The following is a 24,495-nucleotide window of genomic DNA, read 5'->3' as shown; positions in this document are numbered from 1 at the left end:
AAATGGCATCAGAATTTAGCAAGGACCTCGACAAGGCACTTGCTTCTCAAATTCTAAAAAATGTTTCAACAGGTATTGCCTTATTTAATGCGGGCGATCGATTTATGTATTGGTGTAATGCCACTTTTAAAAAACAAACTTGGTTTGGTGGAGCTGGAAAATCTGCAACAAAAGTAAATATTGATGATCTTTTTGATACTAAAGATCATGCGCTTATTTATGATTTATTTAATATTGCAATGAAATTAGGACAAGCTTATGATTTTCAAAGGCAGTTAAGAAGAGGGCCTGTTGGCTCATTCCCAGCAGAAGTTAAATTGCATAAAATAACTATTGCAAATAATGAAATATTAATTTGCATGGAAATTTCCGATTTAAGCTTGACAAAAATGTATGACGAATTGCAAAGTACTCATGCACAAATGCGTGAAAAACTCGCTGATTTAATGACTACGCAGGCTGAATTACATTATTCAGTTCGCATGAATACAATATCAGAAATTGGTGCAGATATTGCACATCAACTTATTAATCCTATTACAATGTGCCGCGGTATTTTACAGACCCAAATTTTACCTGTTCTAAATACGAATGCCAATGCTCAAGAAGATCTCAAAAAAGCTTTGCAATATATGCAAGACATTCAAGATCTCGCTGTTTGGTTTAGAAAATTTTCAAATCCAAAACTCTCCGAAACGCAAATTACAAATGTTATGAGTATGGTAGATGATGCTTTAATGCTCAATGTTCATCGCTTTACCACTCAGGGAATTACTTATAAAATCCGGAAAGATGATACCTACGATCCAAATGTTTTAGCAAACCCCGTAAACTTTATTATGTGGTTGAATGCAGCATTTGCAGAACTTTGTGACGTTATCACAGAAGGTAACAGCGTTATTTATCTTGATATCAATGGCAATGATGAGTTTGTTACTATATCGGCGCAGTGTTCTTGCATACCAGGTGGAAAGCAAAAAGTTGAAACTTCGACACTAGAAAAATTTGCAAATAAAATGCCCGGCAGTGCAAAATTTGAAGCAATGCTGCAGGAGTCTCATATTTTATTTAGTCTTGCATTAAATTGCTTTCAAGAAGAAGAGCCACAAAAAGAGGACTCTAATGAAAGTTCCGACAACATTACGGCTCAAAAATACACAGGAAGCGCAAAGCCACTTGTATTGATTGTTGATGATGAATCGGACATTCGCAGACTTGTTAAACGTGGCATGAAGCAAGCTGGCTGGGAATCTGTTGAAGCTGAAGATGGACTGCAAGCTCTCGAATATTTTCAACAGGAAGACAAAAAAGCCATTGCCGAACGAATTGTCGCAATCATAAGTGATGTGCGCATGCCTAGAATGACTGGCCCCCACTTTTTGGTAGCTTTGCGTGAAGAAAAAATTAACACACCTTTCATATTTTTTAGCAGCAATATTGTCGATCAAGGAGATGGTGGCTTTAAATATGAAAATGTTTTTTATATGACAAAAGAATCGGGCCTTGATGAACTTAAAAAAATTGTCGCTCGTTTTATGCCTGCCGTTACGAATGAGGATGCAGTTGAAGTGAAGAGTTAATAGAGTTGTCTTTAATTAAAAAAATAAAAAAATAAATTGTAAAATTGAATTGTATTAAAATATCTTAAAAAGATTGACGTAGCATAAAATATAATACAGACTTATTTTCAAATTCTTTAGAATTTATTCAAGCTTTTTTGTTGGAGTTAAAAATGAAGCAATGGTATGTTGCACATACACAACCCCTAAAAGAAAAATATGCAAAAAGTCATTTGCTAGAACAAGATTTTGAAGTTTATTTACCATGTATAAAGAAAATCCGTCGACATGCTCGTAAAGTTGATGAAGTCTTAGCTCCATTATTTCCTCGCTATCTATTTGTAAAATTTGATATTGAAAAAGATAGATGGAGTAAAATTAATGGTACAAGAGGTATTTCAAGCCTTATCACTGCAAATTATGTGCCTGTTCAATTGTCTGAACAAATTATTTATGAATTGAAAAAAAATGAGAATAAAGATGGTATTCTACCAATTAGTAGTTTAGAATTGTTCTCAAAAGGTGATAAAGTTAAAATAGTTGAAGGTTCTTTTAAAGATCATAATGCAATTTTTGAATCCTTTACAGATAAGGATCGAGTTCAACTTTTATTAAATTTTTTAGGAAGAGAAATGAAAGTTTTACTTCCTGTCACTTTGATTGAAAGTACTTAATTATTGAGAAAAGATTATTTTATTTTTTGATTACACTTTTAATTAAAATCTAAATTTAGGAATTTATATGTGCGGAATATTTGGTGTGATTTCACGACCTAATCAATTTCAGCATAAAGACGTTTTAAATGCTCTCAATAAGCTTTCACACAGAGGGCCAAATGATTGGGGGCTCGAAAAATTTATAATTCAAGGAAAATGGGATGTCTGGTTAGGTCAAAGGCGTTTGTCAATTATTGATTTAACTTTAACAGGGCATCAACCAATGACATTTCTTGCTCCAAATGGAATACATCAAAGTTTGGTATTTAATGGAGAAATATATAATTACCAAGATCTTAAAAAAGAATTCAAACTTAATTGGAATTTTAAATCGAGTTCAGATACTGAAGTTTTATTAGCTGGTCTTCATTTTCAAGGAGCAAAATTTTTAAAAAAAATAAATGGAATGCTGGCAATGGCATTTTTAGATTTAAATGCACAAAATATTTTATTTGCTCGAGATAGAGTTGGAAAAAAGCCTCTCTATATTTATAATTCAAATGATCTTATTATTTTCTCTTCAGAGCTTAAATCAATTGTGTCACTTGGAGTTGAATTAACAATAAATGAAGAGAGCTTGGCTTACTTTCATTTCTTAGGTTATGTACCTGCTCATTTAAGCATTTATAAAGAGTGTTTTAAAGTAAAGGCTGCATCATATATTAATGTTGATCTTTCAAATGAGAAATTAAAATTAACGAATCAAATACAATATTGGGATCCATTAAAAAGCTATGCAAAAGTATATTCTGGCACATACGAAAATGCAATAGATGAATTTCTAGAACTTTTAGATGATGCAACAAGAATTCGACTTATTTCAGATGTTCCAGTAGGTACATTTCTTTCAGGGGGAATCGATTCAAGTCTCGTTTTATCGAGTCTTAAAAATTTAAAGTCAAAAAATATTAAAGCATTTACGGTGAAATTTTCTGATAAGAACTTTGATGAATCAGAGGTAGCAAGAAAAACAGCATTTATGCTCGATTATCCTTTAGAAACTCTTCATTTAAAAGAATGTGATTATAATAATCAAATTGATAAAATATCCTTCCACTACGATGAACCATTTTCAGATAGTTCTCAGATACCGACTTTAGCAATTTCTCAAGCTGCACAAAAATATGTAACTGTAGTATTAACAGGGGACGGTGGAGATGAGGTTTTTATAGGATATCCAAGATTTTCATATTTAAAGAAAATTTCTAGAATAAATAATTTTTTTAAATATATACCTGTTTCAAATAAATTAATGCTAAATTTTTTAAATTCAAGCTATGGAAAATATTTATTTAAAAGATTTTTAAACTTCCTATCAATTAATTCAAATAATATTGATTCTAAAATTCAAAAAGTCAATGAACTTATCAGTGCAAATAGTTATAAAGAAATTTATGATACAATTCTTTGTACTAACTCTAAAAATCTTCTTTCTGATAAAGATAGAACTTTAGTTAATTATTTTAATAATTACTATGATACAGTTAAAAATTGGTACCCAGATTATTCTTGGGAAGCATTGAGATCTCGTAGCATTGAAGAAAATTTAGCAGCATTAGATTTTGTTTCTTATATGCGTGATGATGTTCTTGTTAAAGTAGATAGAGCAACAATGGCATATTCCTTGGAGGCAAGATCTCCATTGCTAGATTATCGTGTGATTGAATTTGGTCATTCTTTGCCATTAAAATATAAATTTAAAAATGGAATCCATAAGAGAATTTTGCGTGATGCTTTGTCTAGAAGAGTAAACAGTGAATTGGCTTCATTGCCAAAAATGGGCTTTGGAGTACCCCTGCCGTCAAATCTTCCGGCAGGGGCAAATTTAATTTCTCGTTGGAATATTTTTATTGAAAATGAATGGAAAAAAAATTTTATTAAAAATAGCTGAGGATAAATCATGGAAGAAAATGAAGTTATGAATGTCCTTGAAGATTCAAATTTTAAACTGGGCGTTATTGGCTTAGGATACGTTGGCTTACCTCTTGCAGTGTCATTTTCAAAAAAATATAGAGTTATAGGTTTTGATAGTAATAAAAAAAAGATAGAAAAATTAAAAAATGGAATTGATTATACGAATGAAATAGAAGATATCAATTTATTAAAAAATGAAAAAATTTTGTTTACTGAAAATATGATGGATCTTTTTGCGTGTAAAGCATATATTGTAGCAGTTCCAACTCCAATTGATAAAGGAAATAAACCTGATTTAAACCCTCTTATTTCAGCCTGCAATACTTTAGGTGAAATAATTAAAAGCAGTGATGAAAAACCTTATATATGCTTTGAATCAACTGTATATCCAGGATGTACAGAAGAAGATTGTATACCAATTATTGAAAAAGTATCCGAAAAAAAACATGGAATTGATTTTTTTATTGGATATTCTCCTGAAAGAATCAATCCGGGAGATAAAAATCATAAATTTGAAAGTATCGTAAAGGTTGTTTCTGGTTGTTGTGAAGATTCAAAAAACTTTTTTGCAACTCTTTATTCTTCAGTTATAACAGCAGGAGTTTATATTGCTTCTTCTATAAAAGTTGCAGAAGCGGCTAAAGTAATAGAAAATACTCAACGGGATATTAATATTGCACTTATCAATGAATTGGCCATTATTTTTTCTAAGTTAAATATTGATACAAAAGAGGTTCTAACTGCTGCGCAAACTAAGTGGAATTTTTTAAATTTTTCACCAGGTCTTGTTGGCGGGCATTGCATAGGTGTTGATCCTTATTATTTAACACATAAAGCAGAGACTGTTGGTTATATTCCAAAAGTTATTTTAGCTGGTAGGGCAATTAATGATTCTATGGGATGCTTTATTGCCTCTGAAAGTATTAAACTCGTTTTGAAAAGTAGACCTAAGAATTTGGAATATTATAAGGCTCTTATTTTGGGGTTCTCATTTAAAGAGAATGTGTCTGATGTTCGCAATACTAAAGTAATTAATATTGTAAATACACTTAAGAGTTATAGCTTTCATGTAGATATCATGGACCCAATAGCTGATAGTGGAGATGCGCTCCATGAGTATAATATTGAATTATATAATCATAATATTATTGATTTCAAGATATATGATTGTATTTTTTTTGCGGTTCCCCATTTAGAATTTAATAATTTAATTGATGAAATAATTAATGAATCAAACTTTACAGGGACATTTATAGATGTTAAGTCCATGCTTAGTAAAAATCAAATAGATAAAATAAAATGTAAAATGCAATATTGGCGAGTATAAAATGAATAATAACTCAGATATTATGGTATCAAATATAAAAATATTAAATGATATATATATTAGTCATGATTTTATGAGTGAATATTCAGGAAGTAAAGAAACTATAGAATCCTTTGGTGAAGAGTGGACTTTTTTCGATCATAATAAACTTACTTATTCAGAGAGCGCAGCAAATGAATATTTTGATATATTTCCTTTGACTGACTTCAAAAAAGAATGGAAAGTTGTTGATGTTGGATGTGGAACGGGGCGATGGGCAAGAAGAATATCTCCTTATGTTCACTCTCTTTATGGAGTGGATCCATCCGAATCAATAAATGTTTTTAAAAATAATATTAAAAGCTATGCAAATTTATATCCAGTAAGAGCATATGCCGAAAAGCTTCCCTTCGTGAGCTCATCTATTGATTTAGTTATTTCTTATGGCGTTTTACATCATATTAAAGATACGGATAAAGCTGTCTCAGAAATAAGTCGAATATTAAAAAATAATGGATATTTTTTATTTTATTTTTACTATAATTTTGAACAAAGATCTTTTTTGTTCAAAACTATATTTAATATTGCAAATTTAGTTAGAAAAATTATAAGTAGGATGCCTTTGCGGATTAAAAATATAAGCTGTGATACAATGTCTATTTTGATATATATTCCGCTCATATTTTCTGCTAAAATAGTAGCTAAAATATTTGGCGAAAAATGGGGAACTAGAATCCCCCTTTCGAGCTATAGGAATAAAAATTATTATATTATCAGGAATGATTGTAGAGATCGATTTGGAACACCATTAGAAAAAAGATATTCCAAATCTGATATAGAACAACTTTTAATGAAAAATGGTTTTAAGAGTGTGGTCTTTTCGGAAGGAATTCCTTTTTGGCATGGATATGCTGTGAAGTAAAAGTTTTTTTGAAATTGTAAGAGGCATAAAATGGAGTTAGAACTCAGATTTGAATTTGGCAAAAACTGGTCAAAATATTTAAATTCTTTAACTGAGGAAAAAGTTCAAGAAGCATTAGTAAGTTTGCAAAAATTTCTGCAAATTATTGATATTGAAAACAAAACATTTATTGATGTAGGTTCTGGCAGTGGACTGTTTAGCTTAGCGGCAAAAATACTCGGAGCAAGAGTAACATCATTTGATTATGATTTAGATTCTGTAAATTGTACTAAATTTTTAAAAGAAAAATATAATATTAAAAATGATTGGGATATTTGCCAGGGTTCAATTCTTGACGATGACTTTATAAAAAAACGAGGACAATTTGATATTGTTTATTCTTGGGGTGTATTGCACCATACAGGGCAAATGTTTCATGCATTTGAAAATGTATCTACATTGGTAAGAAGTGATGGTTATCTTTTTATTTCAATATATAATGATCAAGGTAGAGCCTCTGAAAGATGGAAATGGATAAAAAAAACATATAATAACTCAAATTTTTTTATTAGATCAATACTCATTCTTTATACATTTATTAGATTTTGGGGAATTAGTATTCTAAAAGATACACTGAAAGGAAATCCGTTTAAAAGTTGGATGAATTATGGAAAAAATGATCGAGGTATGACTGCTTATCACGATTTAATTGATTGGGTAGGAGGTTATCCTTTTGAAGTAGCAAAACCTGAAGATGTTTTTCAATATTTTAAAAGTAAAGATTTTACTCTAGAAAAAATGAAAACATATTGTGGTGGAATCAGTTGTAATGAGTATTTATTTAGAAAAAATAAGTAAAAATAAATTTATTATCAATTTTTTTTATGCTATTTAAATATTTATTTAATTCCTAATCTATTTAGAAAAATATAGCATGATGATTTAACAAAAATTTTAAAATGATATAACGATGGAATAATAAGTTTAAATGGATTTATAGATTTATTTTTTAATAACAAATAATAGCACCCATAAACCCCATTTATGTGAATATAATAATCACTGATTTTATTTATTGCGGTTGTTCTGTTATTTCCAGACCAATATCTTATTAAATATTGGTCTATAAAATAAAATTTTGTAAAACTAGAGCATCTCAAAAGAAATTCATAATCTTCGGATGGTCCAACAATTTTAGATTCACAAAATCCTTTAACTTTAATTAAAATTTCTCTTTTTATTATTACTGAAGATATAGGAACTGTATTAACATATAAAAGTTTTTTTAAATTAGTTGGTCCTTCCTCGTGCGGCACAAACCATTCTTTATCTTCATTAAAACGCATCATTTTTGAAAAACAAAGTCCATAAGAAGGATTTTTCTCCAGAGCATTTACTTGCTGTTCTAACTTTAAAGGCTCCCATAAATCATCATCATCACAAAAAGCAATATATTTACCTAAGGAATTTTGAATACCATGATTTCTTGGTGAAGCGGGGCCTCCTGTATTTTTCTGCTCAAAATATTTTATTTTATTATTATTAAAAATTTCAACAACAGTTCTATTTTCAGTGTTATACCCATTTGAGACAACAATTATTTCTATATTTTGATAAGTTTGTTTTATAATAGAATCCAATGTTTTCTTCAAAAATAAAGGTCTATTGTGTGTAGGAATAACAACGGAAACTAATGGGAGTTCAGTCATGTTCAATTTCCCAATTATAGGGTATTTTTTTTTCAGATAAATCCATTCTTCTTACTTCATTTGGGTCATGAGGAATTGTGGCACAGTTGACGATCATCGCTGCTTGATTTCCAATGGATTGAAAGCCGTACCAAATATGAGGTGGGATCGACAATAAATAATAATCATCTTGATTTAATATGTATTCATTAATCTGTTTATATGTTTTTGATATTTCTCTGTCATCATATAAGACAAGTTTAATTTTGCCAACTGGGACAGCATAGTTTAAAGTCATCTCAAGATGTTTTTGCCATCCCTTAATAACATTAGGATTAATCCAGGAAAAATATACTTCGCCAAATTTTTGAAAATGATCATCTGTAGCACGTAGCATGTGCATTACTTTTCCACGATCATCTTTAATTTGTCTTAATGGAATTTTAAGGACACCTTCAATCATTTATTAACCCTAAATTTATTAAAATATATTTTAATGCAAAAATATTTGTCATCATTTCTTGAAAAATAATTTTATTACCTGCGTAACCTTAATTCCTTCTTCTTCAGTCAAACCTGGATAAAAAGGGATTGTTACAATTTCATTAGAAATTATATTAGTAATATTTAAATTATTCATCTTACAATCTTTGAAAAGAGAAAATAAATGTCCTGGTTGCCAATGTATTCCGGTATCCACAAAGTTGTCGTCTAGAAATTTTCTAAATTCAGTTCTTTTATTATTAAGGACTCTAATTACAAATATAAAAGGCACTACGTTTTCATCAATCTTTTGAGGAAGAGTGAGGCCAGGAATATCGCTTAACTCATTTTGATAGAACTGAAAAAGTTCTTTTCTTTTTCTTGCAATTTCAGGGAATTTTTTTAATTGTTCTAATCCAATTGCTGCATGTAAATTTGCAAGATGATATCTGTATCCGATATCGTCAACGTCATATGTCCAAGATCTATCATTTGAATAGAGCTTATTTTGATCTTGCTTTTGTCCGAGCATTCGCATATGTCTTAATTTAAGTGCTTGTTCTCTATTTTTTAAAATAACAATACCACCATCTATACAAGTTAAATTTTTAACGGGATCAAAACTAAAAGTACAAATATCAGAAAATTCTCCAACTTTTTGCCCATAATTAGAAGAGCCAAAACAATGTGCTGCATCATAAATCAAAGGAATATTATGTCTATCTGCAATGGACTTGATTTTTTCAAAGTCGCATAAAGCAGCACCGAAATCTAAACAAATAATTGCTTTGGTTTTATTTGATATTAAATCAACTATCCCATCTGGATCCATTGTTAAAGAATCTTCTTTTATATCGCAAAAAACAGGATTAGCATGTAGGGTTTTTATTGCTTGGAAATCAGCAATATTATTAAATGAGGGAGTGATTACTTCATCATTTATTCCAACATCACAAGATTTTAATGCGAGATGTACCGCTGAAGTTCCTGTATTTACAGCAATGACGCAATCAGGATCAACATTTATAAATTTAGCTACATTTTGCTCAAATTCGCATACATAGCTACCTGGTCCTAGCCAACCAAGCTCAATTGCATTTTTTGAGGCTTGAACTTCATTATTATCTAAGTATGGTTTAAAAACAGGAATTTTCATAATTTACTCCAGCCATGAAAATATCATTGATAACTCATAAATGCTTCTATTTGATTTAAAGTTTCTGTTTTTGGATCTTCTCCATTTTGAACTTGTTTATACCATTCTCCTGTTTTTAAAACGGCTTCGGAAAATTTATATTTAGGAAACCATTTTAAAAGACTATTCGCTTTATCTATTGAAAGATGGAGGAGGTTTGATTCATAAAATTTATTTTGTGGAATTTCAACTTTTATTTCTGCATTGTCCCATAATTTAATGAATATATTTGTAAGATCATGAACTGTTTTAATGGATTGGTTTGTAGGACCAAAATTCCAAGATTCACCATTAAATTGTTTGGGGTTTTGATAAAGTACTTTAGCAAGCATTATATAGCCATGCAGTGGATCGAGGACGTGTTGCCATGGTCTAGTAGAATTTGGATTTCTTAAAACAATGGGAGTTCCTGTTTCTATTGATTTGACAATATCAGGCACGATGCGATCACGTGCTCTGTCGCCGCCTCCAATGACATTTCCTGCACGAGCACTTGAGCAAGCAAAATTTTCCTGTTCTTTAAAAAAGGATAAATAATAGCTTTTAAAAACATGCTCCGCACAAGCTTTAGATGCGCTGTAAGGATCTGTTCCTCCAAGAAGATCATTTTCTCGGTAACCCCAAGTCCATTCGTTATTCCAGTAACATTTATCTGAGGTAATATAAACCAAAACACGAACCGATTTTGAATTTCTTATTGATTCTAAAATATTTGCAGAACCCATTACATTAGTGCTATAAGTGTTTAAAGGATCATCATAGGAACGATGGACTATTGCTTGGGCGGCTAAGTGAAAAATGATTTCTGGTTTTTCAACTGCAATTAATTTATTTAGCTTTTCAAAGTCTCTGATATCACCAATATTATGATTGATTAAAGAAACTAAGTTTAGTTTTTCAAATAATGAATCTTCATATTCTGGTTCTAATGCATAACCTATGACATGTGCGCCTAATCGTTGAAGCCAAATAGCGAGCCATGCTCCTTTGAAGCCAGTATGTCCTGTAATTAGAATTTTTTTGTTACTATAAAAATCAAATAAATCTAAATTCATGACCAAATTTTCCAAGGAGCTTTGTTTTGATCCCAAAGTTGGTTTAGTAATTGATAATCTCTCGAAGTATCCATAGGATGCCAGAAGTGAGGATGTTTATAGCACATTAATTGACCGTCCTTTACAATATTTTCAATTGGCCCTTGTTCAAAAACAAGATTTTCTTCAGGAGTTAAATAATCTAAAACTTCCTTATTACAAACAAAAAAACCGGCGGAAATCCATCCTTCTGTTACCTGTGGTTTTTCGTTAAAGCCGACAACTTGATCTTTATGGACTTCTAATTCACCAAATCTTCCAGGTGGATGCGCTCCTGTTATTGTCATTAATTTTCCGTGATTTTTATGAAAGCACATAAGCTCTTCAATATTCACATTCCCAACACCATCTCCATATGTGAGCATAAAATAATCATCATTTTCAAGGTACTTTTTTATTTTAAAAAGCCTTGCTCCAGTAAAAGAATTTAAACCTGTTTCAGCAAAAATTATTTGCCAATCTTCTGCGATGTGGCTTGAATGGTAGCAAAGCTCTTGTGACTTTAAATTTAATGTAAAATCATTTTGCCGTTTTAAGTGATTTAAAAAATAATCTTTTATAACTTCACTTTTGTAACCTAAGCATAAAATAAAATCTTTAATATCATAGTATGAATAATGTTTCATAATATGCCAAAGAATAGGAAATTCTCCAACGGGTATCATTGGCTTTGGAATATCGCTAGAAACATCTCTTATACGTGTTCCGTATCCGCCTGCTAAAATAACTGTCTTCATTATAATATTTTCTCCAATAAATAGTTAGTAAAAAAGAATCTTCAAATAAAAAATGAAGCAGCATGCTCTTTCAAAATCAATAGTTATTTAAATAACTATTTTATAATAATAATTCAACAGCTTCAAACAAGCTTTTTGCTTCAAAATAATCTTTAGAAATGATTTGAGAGGGATTTGAATTAATGAATACCGATGGAATATTTACTTGAAGAGCTAATTCAATATCAGAATTTTTATTATCACCAATAATTATGCAATCTTTTTTATTTAGTCGATGTTTTGATAGCAATAAATCAAGTATTCGCGGATTTGGTTTACCAATTTCATAATTTACGATACATTTACTTGCTGTAGAAATAGCACTTACTAAAGAACCACAACCAGGCATGAGGCGACCATTTTCTGAAGGAAAATTTGGATCCATGTTACAAGCAATAAAAGGAATTTTACGTTGTAAAGCCCAAACGGAGTGCTTTAAATCATCGTATGTAAAATTTGGATTTTGTCCTACTAATAATGCACCACAGGTATCGGGAGATGAGATCTTAATATCAAGTTTTGTCAATTCTGATCTTAAATCATTTGTACCACAAACAAATATTCCCATTTCATTATCAACTTTTGTTGTTTTAATAAATTCTGCTGCTGCAATACCAGAGGTCATAATTTCTGAGTGACTGCACTCTATTCCCATGCTTAATAATTTTTGAGCCAGATGGATTGATGAAGTTGTTGAATTATTTGTTAAGAAGAGAGGGATTTTACCTTTGCTTTTTAATTTTTGGATAGCTTTATCAGCAAAGGGAATAAGATTATTTCCTTGAAATACAACTCCATCTAAATCTATAATGAAAACTTTTAAATTTTTATTCATATTTATTTTGAAAAAGAGATCGTAGAGAGATTAAAATTTAATATTAGATTTTTTCTTCCAGAATCCCCTAATTAAATCACCCTTCATATAAAGATCAATTTGTTTTTGTAGATTTAAAACCAAATTATCATTTATTGCATTTTGTTTTTCAATTGATAATATCGTTTCCAGATCTAATCCATTCGTTTGTATATGAATTTTTTCAAATCCAGATTTTGTATGTAATTCTTCATAGGCGCTAATTGAATAAAGTAGTATATGTTGCTCTCCCATAAGAATTCTTGTGGGATCCTTTTTATTTTCTCTACAATAATCAACTAATAGGCTTTGGCTATTTGGAACTTCAGAAACAAAAATACCTTCATCATTTAAAAGACGAAAAGCCTTATTTAAAAAATTCTTAGGGTTTATTACATGCTCAACAACGCCCCAAGCCATAATAATATCATACTTATTTTTTTCAGGAAAATCATCAAATATTCCATCAAATACGATTATCTGTTTGCTCCTTAGAAACGAAACAGCCTTTTTATTCATTTCTGTTGCTTCACAATTAAAACCTTGATCTTGAAAAGTACAAATTACCTCACCAACACCTGCACCGATGTCTAGAACATTAATTTGAGAGGGAAAAATATTTATTTTACTAAAGTGTGAAATTGTTTGATTAAATTTATTTATACCAATAAGTTTTTTTCTGCGCTCAAAGAAAGGGATCATGGAAGTTGCATATAATTCTGAATAGTAATCGTCACTATATAATTCTTCTAATGCTGAATCATTTAACCTAGGACTCACATACACGCAATCACAATTTATACAGGTTTGATGAATAAATTTATTTAATTCAAATTTTTCCTTAAAATCATGGCAAGTACAATGAGGGCAGTTTGTTTTAGTCGTGAAAATTTCACTTAAATTCCCATCATCGTTAAAGTATTTGCTAAGTAAATGATGCCATCTTTCTTTAACGGTGGAAAAATAAGGTTTAATAAAGTCAGATTTTATATAATTATTTTCTTTATTTTCATTCAATTTAATTATTTCCTATTAAAAAAAATTGGAGAATTTTTAAACTATAATTGAGCCAGAACTGTAACAGGTGAGCCGTCCGCCCCTTTCACAATCATTGGTACTACAAAAACATTTTTAGGATGAATATTTAAATGCTCTAGTCTCATATCTTCGATAATTAAAATTGATTCTTCATGTTCAGAAGTTATTAAAAAATTTTTATGAGCAATGCGCCCAAGTTCTCTATAGTTAAATCCAGTAAGTGAGATGATATCAAATCCAATAGCTCTCACTTTTTTTCTATTCACTTTAATCCAATTAGCGATTTCAGGAGATATGGCCGGATTATTTAGGTAATAAATATCTGAATTTCTAAATTTTTCAAATCCAGTTTTTAATAATAATAAATCACAGTTTTGAGGAATTTCATTTAACCAATTACCAGCTTCAATGATCTCATCTTTAAAAGTATTTTCCCTAATAATTAAAAATGGGTTTGAAAAAATCCAAAACTCAGGTGAATATTTATCAATGGATTTCCCTTCATTAAAAAAATGATAAGGAGTATCAATGTGAGTACCAATATGATTATCAAATTTCCAATGAGACGAATTATTAGATTTGCCGCAGCAAATAGAACTGATTAATTCAGATGTAAAAGCTTTTTTTCCTCCAAATCCAAGGGTTTGTGGAGTAATTGTATGGGATAAATAAATATAACTCACAGTATTATCTCTTTAAGTAAAATTATCTTTTAAGATGAATTGAATTTAAAAGATATGCATGAATAAGATGATCAAGTATCATATGTATATCTTCAACAGGCCCATATTCACCTTTATTTGTATCTACATGAATTGATAATTGGCATTTCTTTTTAAGCAGTCCACCGTCAAATCCAGTTAAACCAATAGTGATTCCATCTTTTTCTGTGGCATATTCTACCGCCTTTAAAACATTTTCAGAATTTCCAGACGCTGAAATAGAAACTAAAACTTCATTTTTGGAAAATCCTTGTGCTTTTAATTGCTGTATAAAAATTTCATTATATCCAAAATCATTACTAATTGCAGTGATAATAGCATTATTATCAGTCAGGCTAATTGCTTTAAATGGGTTTTCTAAACATCGAGTTCCAATACTTAAATCATTAGAAAAATGTGACGCAGTAGCAGCACTTCCACCATTACCTATAAAGAAAATTCTATGCCCATTTTTTTGGGACTCAAATAATATTTTTATAAATTTTTCTATTGCCTCCAGTTCAAGGGTATCCAATAAAACTTTTAAATAGTGAAGGTAATTTTTAGCAAAACCAATAGGAGATGTTGATTCAAAAAAAATCATACTTATTTTATTTTCCACATTCTATTCCTTATTCTAAAGTAATATTATACTTTTCGCTCCAATTTTTATCTGCGCAATAAATTCTAAAAACTGTTTCCATTGTTTTATAAGCGTCAATTGATGAGCTTGTTTCTATTGCTTTATTATTTATAATACAATTTGTGAAATATTCAATTTCATCTTTCCAGGAAGGATCAGAATTATAGCGAATCATGATTTCTTTTGGGTCACCACTATCAAATTCACCAGCTTGAACTATTGTTAATGTTTCAGCGCCATAACTTTTTGTGCCCGATAAAATTCCAGCTAAAATCAACTGCCCCTTTTCAAGGGTTATATCAAGTTGAAATTTATGTCTCCATTGAGTTGCAGAAGAATGAAGTACTGCAACGACATTATCTTTTGTTTTCATGAGAGCATAAGCATTGTCTTCAACATCATGCTTCCAAAAGTCATTGGAAATAAAACTATAAATTTGTTCAAATTCACCTGCAAAAAGTCTCATAAGATCGACAATATGAATTCCTTGATCTAGTAAAATTCCACCACCGGCAATTTTGCGTTGCGTTCTCCAATTTGAATTGTAATCTATTATTTTTGATTTTCCATAAATCCCTCTGAGATTTATCACAGAACCAAATTCTTTTTTACGTATAATATTGAGTGCCTCTTTAACAGAGTCATGATATCTATGATTAAAACCATACATCAATCTTTGATTTGGACATTCTTTTTCTATTGAAATAATATCTAATATCTCTTTCAAATTTCTACCTGGTGGTTTTTCGCAAAATACATGTAACCCGGCTTTAAGGCCTTTAATTACTGTTTCTGCGGCAACATCATTACTTAAACAAACAAAGAGAATATCTAACTGTATATTTTGTATCATTTCGTCTATATTATTAAATGCTTTTAAATTTTTATTATTGATATTTATTTGATCAATCATATGATCACAAATGGACACTGTTTTTAAATTAGGATTTAAATCGATATAGTGATTTCTTCTTTTTCCGATAACTCCATAACCTGCAATACCTACGGTTAATTTTTTCATAGTGTGTTTTGACTTTCTGATAGAAACTTAACAATATGTTTAATTGATTCTCTACCCATTGCAATTACTGCTTCTTGTGAATTTCCTCCAATATGAGGAGTAAAAAGAAATCGATAATCATCCTTAAATTCTTTAGAGTCATATGGTTCTTTTGGAAAAACATCAGATGCATATCCTGATATTATTCCATCTTTGACAGCTGTAGTAACATCTTCAAAGTCAATGATATCACCTCTTGAAGTATTAATTATAAGCGGTCTTGATTTTATTAAACTCATATCCTTTTTTGAAAGCATATTCAAAGTTTGTTCATTAAAGGGCACATGAAAAGTAATTATATCACTAATTTCTAAAATATTATTAAAGGATCTTTTATTTAACTCATATTTATTTTGTTCAATGCTTTTATTTTCAATATCATAATAACTGACATCACAATTAAATCCTTTAAATAATTTTGCAACTTCTAATCCAATATTTCCAAGTCCAATAATTCCTACTTTTGAGTAAGAAAGTTCTTTGCCACCATCTTTTATCCATTTAGAATTTTTCATTTTAAAAATTGAATTAAATACATTTCGAAAATGTCCTAGAGCAAAAGAAAGTACAAGTTCAGCAACCGATCTCTTATTAACCCCAGGAGTCCAACCAATTCCAATACGTTTAGAATAAATGAGAGGAATATCTAAATTATCTATTCCAACTCCATATTTTGAAATAAATTTTAATTGAGGATTTTTTGAAAGTACTTCAGTGTCTATCTTTTCGAGACCAACTATTATAATATTTGGTTTATGCAGTTCTAAAAATTTATTATAATTTCCGTCGGCATTGTTGTAGTATGATATTGAGCAATTAAAAATTTTCGTTTCTTTTATAAGTTCATTTAATAAAACATTATTTTTGTTAAATGATTGTGGAAATACAGCGATTTTATTTATTTCATTGTTATAAAAATCAGATATTTTCTGATTATTTTTTAAAGCAATCAATAAATGATTTTCTGATGTCATTTTCATACTTTCTTTCAAAAATAAGTTCTATTTTCATTTCATTATAGTTTTTAATTTTAAAGATATAAATTATTTAAATAGTTTCAACTTTATTAAAATGGCCAAGTTGCCACAACTTGGGTGAAAATTCCAAGATACGAATGAATAACAACAATATTGTTTAAAATACTAAGTCCTTGAATTTAAAAAATTCATAATATAGGTATATATTTTTGTTACAAAATTTTCAAGTATTATAAAAAATAAACTTTTGTGGGCTAGCTGACAAAAAAATGAATGAACAAATGAATTTCAATTCAATCTTTATATGTAGTCCATTAATAATGTTCCACACGTCGTTTTCTTGATTACAAAAAAACTGATGAATCTGATAATTCCATATGTTAATTTATTCTATTCGCCAATCCTTGCTTGAATAATATAAACTATTTTTTTTTAAAAATATAAAAGTTAAATGATTTCAATTTTAAATAACGTTACATTCATTCAATATGATTTAATTGCGGACTAAAAGAGGAAAGTAGTGTATAACAATATTACTATTGTTATACACTATTGACTCGTCCAAAATCATTATTACATGTTCATTTCGCTTTATTTTTATTGATAAATCAATTAAAAATATTTGAATATTCTCACTGCTTAAAGTTTGAAGAACCAGTTTAAATTTTTAAATTTCAATAATTATTGCTCCATAAATCCAAGAATTTAAAAAACCATTTTCATTTTTATACTCTGAATGAACCTCTTTTGTACTCCATATTCCTGAGGTGATTGTCTTTTGTCCATATCTACTTTCAACTTGATAATATTGAATAACATTTTTATTTGGATATTCTCTTTTTACCTTTTCTATTACTTTAGGAAAGCTTTTTCTCCATTCTTCAATGACTTCCGGATCATTTTTAACGTGCACTGGTCTCGGTTTTATTATTCTTATACCTATTTTTTTATAAAATGAGTAGATGCCAGATCTGCTAAACTTCTTTCCTTTATTCTTATGTATAAGATTTTTTATAATTTCAATGTGAACAAATTTTGCATGAGATTCCTGAGAGTTTAGTAATGTTAACTGTTTTTTTAAATCATTAACCTCATCTATGTTTTACAAACTTTTCCTACCAGTACACGGCTTTTCTAAAAGATTCATTAATCTATTCGATTTAAATTTTCTGATAGTTTGGTATACGATTTTTGAGCTACATTTCAATACTGATGATGTTTTTTTCACTTTAATACCCATTCAAAAGAGCAGAATTATAGCAAGTCTTATTATAAGTTGCGCAGTGAATTTTTTCTTAAGTAGTCCCTTTAAAGTTTCATTAAAATGAGTTACTATTTTCGACATATGCAGCATTCCTTTTTTATTAGTTGTTGATTTGAAGTGCTGCATACCTTTTAAACGAAGAATTTCAATTTATAAAAATTTTCCCCTAATTTATTTATAAATAGTTTTATGCTCTTGGGTATCTCCTTTTTAGAAGAAACTTTTTGGACTGCGTATAAGATCATTTTTAACGTTTACTGGTCTCGGTTTGACTTATCTTATACTCATTTTCTTACAAAATGAGTAGATGCCAGATCTGCTAAACTTTCTCCCTTTATTCTTATGTATAAACTTTTTTATAATTTTAACATGAACAAATTTTGCTTGAGATTATTGAGATTTTTGTAAAATTATCTATCTTTTGAAATCTGAATCCATATCTGAGTTTAACAAATTTTTCTTACCCGCACGAGGTTTTTCAAAAAGAATAGCATGCTATTTGATTTTGAATTTCTAATTGTTTGATACATCGTTTTGGAGCTGCACTTCAATACTGTTGATATTTTTTTCAAATTAATGTTAATTAAAAAGAGCAGGATATTATCAAGGATCCTTAGATTTTGTGCGGTTAAATATTTATAAAAAGTCTATATAAATATTTATTAAAATGAGTTAGTATCTTCGGAATATGAAGAGTTCCTTTTTATTAGTCGTAGCGAGGAAAAGTTGCATACCTATTAAACGAATAGTTTTAGTTTATAAAATTTTCCTCCTGATTTTCTTTTTTAAATCGTTTTATGTTTTTGGTCATCTATTTTTTTGACTGCATATAATATACGGTTTTTATGTGAAAAAAATTTAAGCATTTTAATATCTATGATTTACGCTGGAAAGTTGTCATGCTATTCTTATTGAGTTAAACTTAAGAGAAAATTGAAGGAGTTCTATGAGCATCGACTTAAAAAATAATATTTGTTTTTCAAAAGAAATATATAAGTTTGCTCGTGATTGCAATATCAAAGTAGATTTTGAAAATTATTTTAAAAGTCTTGCAACAAATAATTTTAGCAAATTTTTTTGCCATCACATTTTTGACCGAAATACTATTGGAAACGATTTATATAAAAACTTTTGTCTTTTGAAAATGCAAGAAGCGGGAATGGATATTTCATCAAATATTGAAAATATTTTCACCTACATCCCATTCACAAGAAGTCGTGAGAAAATTAAAAAAGTTATATATTTAAAATATTTTACTATCCTATTTTATTTATTTTTGAAAAATTTGTATTATAAAATTTATTATATTATTTATTTGCTTAAAATTAAATTTGAATTTAGAAATAAAATTCCATTAAATCTCTTATCTACAAATCATGTAATTTTTACTTTTGTAGATGAAAGTTTGCTTCTAAAAGATAAATTTATTGATAGATATTTCCCAAAAATTTGTGAATTGAGTAATATTGATAAGAAACAAATTTTACTTATAGCTGTTCTTGTTGGTTCAGCTAAAAAAAGTATTAATTTAGAAAAAATAAGAAATGATTTTGAAAATGCTTTTATACCCGAGCAGTTGGTATCAATATTAGATATAATATTTCTTTATCTATATGACTTAAATATTATATTTAAATGTTTTTACAAAATAATATTTATTGACAAGTTAAAAAATAATTTTGATTTTTTTATCCTAAAAGAACTTTTGTGTGCTCAACCAATTGTTGGTGGTGCTGCCTGCTGCGGTGAAGGAATCATTAAAAAATTAAAAAAAATGAAAATTTTTAATTTAAGGACATTTATTAGCTCATTTGAAAATTTAGTTTATGAAAAGCGATGTAATTTAGCTTTGAGAAAATATTATCCTGAATGTGTGATTATCGGAACTCAGCACTCAACTATTATAGATACTCAACTTTCAAATTGGCCTCTTGACGTAGAGATTCAAAATGGGCTTTGTCCAGATGTTGTTCTTAGTAATGGCCCAAAATATATAAATGTCTTAAAAAGAATGTTATCTGTGTGTGAAAACAATATAATTTTAAAAATTGGACCAACATTAAGATATAATAATAATTTGTCAGAAAAAGAAATTTTTAAAAACCACTTTAAAAAGGAATACTGTCTAGTATTAGGTAGTATTGATCCCTATTTAACTCTTCGATCTATAACTTTCGTTATTAATTATATAGGAAGAATTTTGCCAGCAATTGAAATTGTTTTTAAAAATCATCCAATGTGTGCCTTAGAAAAGATTAAAGAAAATATTAATCAATCAAAAATAAATTTTGACATTGCTCAAAATATCAATTGGCTTGAAATGAAAAATTACAATTTAGAAGATCTTATTTTTAATGCATCATTTATTTTTTCCTATTCACAAGGTTCTATTTTGGATATAATAAGTTTAGGTAAAACCCCTATATTAATTGGATCAGATAATTCAATTACTATGGTCCCAATAATTGATGATGATTTTAATGAAATATTAAAAGTTATTTTTAATGAAAATGATCTTGGACGGATAATGCAAGATTATAAAGATATTAAATCACACTCTATAAAAATTAAAAATTGGTATAATGAATTTTACTTAAGTCCAGAGGAAATGTCGATTAGTGAATTATTTTTCAATGGAAGATTTTAATAAACATTTTAAGGGATAATGAAAATATATTTTTCTATCTTATTTTATAAAAAATGTAATTAATAATAAGAAATTTCATTTATCTAAAGACAAAGGAGTGTAATAGTGAATAATCATGTTTCTTCGTTGAAGTACAGGTCTGATATTGATGGTCTTCGAGCAGTTGCTGTTATTTTAGTGGTAGTTTTCCATGCTTCCCCAATGTGGTGCAAAGGTGGATTTATTGGTGTAGATATATTTTTTGTAATTTCAGGTTATTTAATTTCTTCTATAATTTTAAATGATTTAAAGCATAATAAATTTTCTTTCTCAGGATTTTATGAAAGACGCATTAAAAGAATTTTCCCTGCTCTAATATTAGTTGTAAGTTTAACTGTATTTCTTGGTTGGATTCTTTTAGTGCAAGAAGATTTTATGCGTTTAGCTAAACACGTTGTTGGAAGCTCCTTATTTCTTTCAAATTTTCTTCTTTTAAAAGAAAGTGGCTATTTTGATGATCTCGCATACTCTAAACCTCTACTCCATTTATGGTCTCTTGCAGTAGAAGAGCAGTTTTATTTATTTTGGCCAATATTATTATCAATTTTTTACAAATTTCGTAATAGAATTATTTCATTTATATTTATAACATTTATACTTTCATTTAGCTTAAATATTTTTACAAGTATATTTTTTCCATTTTTTGCATTTTATTCACCGCTTACTATAATAAGGAGTTATTAATTGGAAGTATTTTGGCATATTATTCAATTAATAAAGAATATTCGCCTATATTTCAATCCAAAATAATTATTAATTTGTGTTCTTTTCTGGGATTCCTTTTGATATTCATGGGCATTATTTTTATTAACAAGGATTCAAATTTTCCAGGATGGGTAGCAATTTATCCAACATTGGGAGCAGCTTTAATAATACTTTCAGGATCAAATGCATTTATAAATAAGAATTTTCTTTCAAATAAAATTGCAGTATGTTTAGGAAAAATGAGTTATCCTTTGTATTTGTGGCATTGGCCTTTACTTTCGTTTGCATGGATATTTAATATTGAAGGAGATCCTTCTAGGAATATGCGATTTATGATTGTTATGGTATCATTTATTTTGGCTTTTTTAACCTATAAATACTTAGAAAAACCTATGCGTCACTTGAAATATACAACTAAATCTGTAGTGACAGTTTTAGTTGTACTCTATTTTTCTTTATGAGTTTATGGGGCGGGAGTCTATTAGGTTTAATAAATAATTCTTTTGGAAGTTCTAATGTTATTGTTCGTAATAAAGGAGGGATTGGCTATTCTGAGTTTGGGAAGTATTTTAATGAAAATTTTCATTTGTGTTTTTCAAATGATTTTTTTGAAAAGCAAGGAGAAATTTTATACAGTGATAATGCTAAAACAAAATGTTATCGATCCAAAAAAATTGAAAATAATAAAACAGAAATTGTTATTATAGGAGATAGTCATGGGCAGCATCTTTTTTCTGGAATATCTCAGCAATTAAAAAATTTAAATGTTATGTATATCGATAGTTGGCCATTACCAGATGTGGCTCATGGAAAAATTTTAAATTCATACTTTAACTGGATTATAGAACAGTCTAACCATCAAATTGTTATTATATCTGCTTATTGGTTGCATAGATCTCAGCATTCACCTAACACATGGCAAAAAATTAATAATATTGTAAAAATTTTATCACAAGCAGGAAAGACCATATATATTTCAAACGATATTCCAACATTTTCTTTTGATCCAAAAAATTGTAAATACTCAGGATGGTTATATTCTGGAAAATGTGATGAAAATTTTCATTCTATTTTAAATATGAAGCAATCAATTTTTGAGGAGATAGAAAAAATAAAAAAGCATAACAAAAATACTTATGTGCTAAATACCACGAAATTTTTCTGTAATTCAATTAACTGTAGTATGTCAATAAATGGTAATTTATTTTATAGGGACAAACATCATTTAAATTTAGAAGGATCTATTTATATAGGAAAGAAAATTATTGGAGAAATATCTAAAAATAAAATTAATGATAGTGTGAAATTAAATGAAAATATGGATAAGAAAGTGAAAAAAACAACTTTTAAATCTGAGAGAGTAGTAAGGTAAATTTATTATTATTTTTTATTTTCATCAGCTATTATAAATAAATTTTTGTCTGTATTTATCGAATACTTTACATTCAGAAAAATGTTTCTCTATTTTTAAAATATCTTCTTTAATATCAACTGGAAATATTGGATTATCAATGGTTAGAATTTTGATTTTATAATTATTTTCTAAGCAGCGTAACATATCTATTGATTCAATTTGCTCCAAATAAGTTGCTTTTAATGAGCTATAAGTATCTAAAAAACTTCTTTCAAAGCCAATAATACCAAATTGTTTATATGCGATTGGCATAATTTTATCATTCAAACTACTAGGTATAGGGCTTCTACTAAAGTAAAGAGCTTCGCTATTATTATTTATAGTTATTTTTACGCAATTTTTAGAGGTAAATTCCTCCATATCATGAATTTTACCAACTAGATTTAATATGGGAGTATTATATCTTTCAAGTGTTTCAACGATTTTTTTTAAAATCTGTGGTGTTACCATAGGTTCATCACCTTGTAACATTGTTATAAAATCAAATTTTATATTGAGCTCATTCTCTAGTTTTTCGGTTGCTTCTTGAGTTCTGTCCGTTGCTCTTTCATGCTTATTTGAAGTCAAAATAGTTTTAATATTAATTGAATCACAATAACTAATTATTTCTTCATCACATGTGGCGACAACAACATTATCAAAAATAGGTTCTAAACATGCCCTTAATGCAATATGACCTATCATTGGAATTCCACAAATTTTAGCTAGAGGTTTATTAGGAAAACGAGAACTCCCCATTCGGGCAGGAATAATACAAAGATGTTTTTTATTCATACTTTTATACCCTGTAATCCATGACGCATAGCTATAATATCAGTGCTGTAAACTATAAAATCATAACCTATTGATATTTTCATCTTTAATTCTTCGTTATTTGGATTGACTTGATGATATCCAATTAGTTTATTATGTTTTCTTGTTTCTTTGAATATATTATCACAGATGGAACAAAACTTAGGATCATCAAATTTTCCAGGAATTTGAAGATCAGCTGAAAGATCGTATGGTCCAATCATAATTCCATTTATAAAAGGAGATTGTAATATGGAAGTAATATTTTTTTCTCCTTTTAAAGTTTCAATTTGGGCAATAATTATCGGATTAAAGTCATAAAAATACTTTTCAAAATGAGTGCCCCAATTATTAGCTCTTACCAAACCGACTCCTCTTTTGCCTTTGGGTGGAAAAAAACAGTGTTGAGCAAATTCATCAAACACATCTCGCGCTTCAACAACAGGAATAATAATTCCTACAGCTCCAATATCCAACAATCGTCTTGCTAAATAGGGATCAGCAGAGGGAAGCCTTACAAAAGGTTTGCAATTGTGTCTTTCGGCTGCAATGAAAATGAGTTCAGCTTCATTTATACTAATCGATGAATGTTCAAGGTCTACTACAATCCAGCTAAAACCAAGACTAGCCATGGCGATTGTAATTTGTGATGAAGGCAATTGCTGCCATGCAGCGAATATCGTTTTTTGTTCAGAATGAAATGGGACTTCCATATTAAAATTTTCTTCCA

24 protein-coding genes are annotated in these 24,495 nt (G+C 28.7%); 10 read left to right on the top strand and 14 right to left on the bottom strand.

Features of this window, described 5'->3' with window-relative positions; all coding sequences use genetic code 11:
• Positions 1–2: 2 nt before the first annotated feature.
• From GCL57_RS13440 to GCL57_RS13415, 6 genes are all read left to right on the top strand, one after another.
• The gene (locus GCL57_RS13440) at positions 3–1,580 is read left to right on the top strand and encodes a response regulator (RefSeq protein WP_152213872.1); all 1,578 of its coding nucleotides are present in this window, start codon (positions 3–5) and stop codon (positions 1,578–1,580) included.
• Between the two features lie 152 nt (positions 1,581–1,732).
• On the top strand, positions 1,733–2,233 hold the full coding sequence (gene nusG, locus GCL57_RS13435) for a transcription termination/antitermination protein NusG (RefSeq protein WP_152213871.1): 501 nt from the start codon (positions 1,733–1,735) through the stop codon (positions 2,231–2,233).
• Positions 2,234–2,300: 67 nt separating this feature from the next.
• A complete protein-coding gene (gene asnB, locus GCL57_RS13430; RefSeq protein WP_152213870.1) occupies positions 2,301–4,166 on the top strand; it encodes an asparagine synthase (glutamine-hydrolyzing) in 1,866 nt (621 codons plus the stop codon).
• A gap of 9 nt (positions 4,167–4,175) precedes the next feature.
• Entirely contained in the window at positions 4,176–5,516 is a 1,341-nt protein-coding gene (locus tag GCL57_RS13425) for a nucleotide sugar dehydrogenase (RefSeq protein ID WP_211363268.1), read from the top strand.
• 1 nt (position 5,517) lies between these two features.
• Positions 5,518–6,417, top strand: coding sequence for a class I SAM-dependent methyltransferase (locus GCL57_RS13420; protein ID WP_152213869.1), 900 nt, complete (start codon positions 5,518–5,520; stop codon positions 6,415–6,417).
• A gap of 30 nt (positions 6,418–6,447) precedes the next feature.
• Positions 6,448–7,254, top strand: a complete 807-nt coding sequence (locus GCL57_RS13415) for a class I SAM-dependent methyltransferase (RefSeq protein ID WP_152213868.1) — start codon at positions 6,448–6,450, stop codon at positions 7,252–7,254.
• A gap of 41 nt (positions 7,255–7,295) precedes the next feature.
• Here GCL57_RS13415 and GCL57_RS13410 read toward each other — a convergent pair whose 3' ends face one another.
• The 12 genes from GCL57_RS13410 to GCL57_RS15015 all read right to left on the bottom strand — a co-directional run bounded on the left by GCL57_RS13410 (position 7,296) and on the right by GCL57_RS15015 (position 17,922).
• Positions 7,296–8,105 carry a glycosyltransferase family 2 protein gene (locus GCL57_RS13410; RefSeq protein ID WP_152213867.1) on the bottom strand — a complete coding sequence of 270 codons (810 nt, stop codon included), beginning with the start codon at positions 8,103–8,105 and terminating at the stop codon, positions 7,296–7,298.
• Positions 8,098–8,547: a dTDP-4-dehydrorhamnose 3,5-epimerase family protein gene (locus tag GCL57_RS13405; protein WP_152213866.1), complete on the bottom strand. Its 450-nt coding sequence runs from the start codon at positions 8,545–8,547 to the stop codon at positions 8,098–8,100. The genes GCL57_RS13410 and GCL57_RS13405 overlap by 8 nt, the downstream gene beginning before the upstream one ends.
• Before the next feature lie 51 nt (positions 8,548–8,598).
• Entirely contained in the window at positions 8,599–9,723 is a 1,125-nt protein-coding gene (locus GCL57_RS13400; RefSeq protein ID WP_152213865.1) for a DegT/DnrJ/EryC1/StrS family aminotransferase, read from the bottom strand.
• A gap of 23 nt (positions 9,724–9,746) precedes the next feature.
• On the bottom strand, positions 9,747–10,817 hold the full coding sequence (gene rfbG, locus GCL57_RS13395) for a CDP-glucose 4,6-dehydratase (protein WP_152213864.1): 1,071 nt from the start codon (positions 10,815–10,817) through the stop codon (positions 9,747–9,749).
• Complete coding sequence (gene rfbF, locus GCL57_RS13390) at positions 10,814–11,593, bottom strand: glucose-1-phosphate cytidylyltransferase (RefSeq protein WP_152213863.1); 780 nt, start codon at positions 11,591–11,593, stop codon at positions 10,814–10,816. Before rfbF ends, rfbG begins: the two co-directional genes overlap by 4 nt.
• Positions 11,594–11,693: 100 nt before the next feature.
• On the bottom strand, positions 11,694–12,467 hold the full coding sequence (locus GCL57_RS13385) for an HAD-IIA family hydrolase (RefSeq protein ID WP_152213862.1): 774 nt from the start codon (positions 12,465–12,467) through the stop codon (positions 11,694–11,696).
• A 30-nt stretch (positions 12,468–12,497) separates the two neighbouring features.
• The gene (locus GCL57_RS13380) at positions 12,498–13,502 is read right to left on the bottom strand and encodes a class I SAM-dependent methyltransferase (RefSeq protein ID WP_152213861.1); all 1,005 of its coding nucleotides are present in this window, start codon (positions 13,500–13,502) and stop codon (positions 12,498–12,500) included.
• 41 nt (positions 13,503–13,543) lie between these two features.
• Positions 13,544–14,206, bottom strand: a complete 663-nt coding sequence (locus tag GCL57_RS13375; protein ID WP_152213860.1) for a cyclase family protein — start codon at positions 14,204–14,206, stop codon at positions 13,544–13,546.
• 22 nt (positions 14,207–14,228) lie between these two features.
• Positions 14,229–14,846 carry a D-sedoheptulose-7-phosphate isomerase gene (locus GCL57_RS13370; protein WP_211363267.1) on the bottom strand — a complete coding sequence of 206 codons (618 nt, stop codon included), beginning with the start codon at positions 14,844–14,846 and terminating at the stop codon, positions 14,229–14,231.
• Positions 14,847–14,856: 10 nt separating this feature from the next.
• Entirely contained in the window at positions 14,857–15,888 is a 1,032-nt protein-coding gene (locus GCL57_RS13365) for a Gfo/Idh/MocA family protein (RefSeq protein ID WP_152213859.1), read from the bottom strand.
• Positions 15,885–16,901 carry an NAD(P)-dependent oxidoreductase gene (locus GCL57_RS13360; RefSeq protein WP_161597768.1) on the bottom strand — a complete coding sequence of 339 codons (1,017 nt, stop codon included), beginning with the start codon at positions 16,899–16,901 and terminating at the stop codon, positions 15,885–15,887. Before GCL57_RS13360 ends, GCL57_RS13365 begins: the two co-directional genes overlap by 4 nt.
• A 670-nt stretch (positions 16,902–17,571) precedes the next feature.
• The gene (locus GCL57_RS15015; protein ID WP_281349674.1) at positions 17,572–17,922 is read right to left on the bottom strand and encodes a winged helix-turn-helix domain-containing protein; all 351 of its coding nucleotides are present in this window, start codon (positions 17,920–17,922) and stop codon (positions 17,572–17,574) included.
• Positions 17,923–19,114: 1,192 nt separating this feature from the next.
• Between GCL57_RS15015 and GCL57_RS13350 the strand changes: the two genes are divergently transcribed.
• From GCL57_RS13350 to GCL57_RS13335, 4 genes are all read left to right on the top strand, one after another.
• Positions 19,115–20,815, top strand: a complete 1,701-nt coding sequence (locus GCL57_RS13350) for a hypothetical protein (protein WP_152213856.1) — start codon at positions 19,115–19,117, stop codon at positions 20,813–20,815.
• Positions 20,816–20,920: 105 nt separating this feature from the next.
• Positions 20,921–21,538 carry an acyltransferase family protein gene (locus tag GCL57_RS13345; RefSeq protein WP_161597767.1) on the top strand — a complete coding sequence of 206 codons (618 nt, stop codon included), beginning with the start codon at positions 20,921–20,923 and terminating at the stop codon, positions 21,536–21,538.
• 107 nt (positions 21,539–21,645) lie between these two features.
• Positions 21,646–22,020 (top strand): acyltransferase family protein, encoded by a 375-nt coding sequence (locus GCL57_RS13340; RefSeq protein ID WP_152213854.1) that lies wholly within the window; start codon positions 21,646–21,648, stop codon positions 22,018–22,020.
• Positions 22,017–22,931, top strand: coding sequence for an SGNH hydrolase domain-containing protein (locus tag GCL57_RS13335; protein ID WP_152213853.1), 915 nt, complete (start codon positions 22,017–22,019; stop codon positions 22,929–22,931). Before GCL57_RS13340 ends, GCL57_RS13335 begins: the two co-directional genes overlap by 4 nt.
• A gap of 24 nt (positions 22,932–22,955) precedes the next feature.
• Here GCL57_RS13335 and kdsB read toward each other — a convergent pair whose 3' ends face one another.
• Both kdsB and GCL57_RS13325 read right to left on the bottom strand, forming a co-directional pair.
• Positions 22,956–23,747, bottom strand: a complete 792-nt coding sequence (kdsB, locus tag GCL57_RS13330; protein WP_152213852.1) for a 3-deoxy-manno-octulosonate cytidylyltransferase — start codon at positions 23,745–23,747, stop codon at positions 22,956–22,958.
• A complete protein-coding gene (locus tag GCL57_RS13325; protein ID WP_152213851.1) occupies positions 23,744–24,478 on the bottom strand; it encodes an HpcH/HpaI aldolase family protein in 735 nt (244 codons plus the stop codon). Before GCL57_RS13325 ends, kdsB begins: the two co-directional genes overlap by 4 nt.
• Positions 24,479–24,495: the final 17 nt, after the last annotated feature.

This window comes from Fluviispira multicolorata (genome assembly GCF_009208585.1).
Taxonomy (GTDB): Bacteria; Bdellovibrionota_B; Oligoflexia; order Silvanigrellales; family Silvanigrellaceae; genus Silvanigrella; species Silvanigrella multicolorata.
Note: the sequence above shows the minus strand (reverse complement) of the source record. Positions and strands in the feature narration are given on the sequence as shown.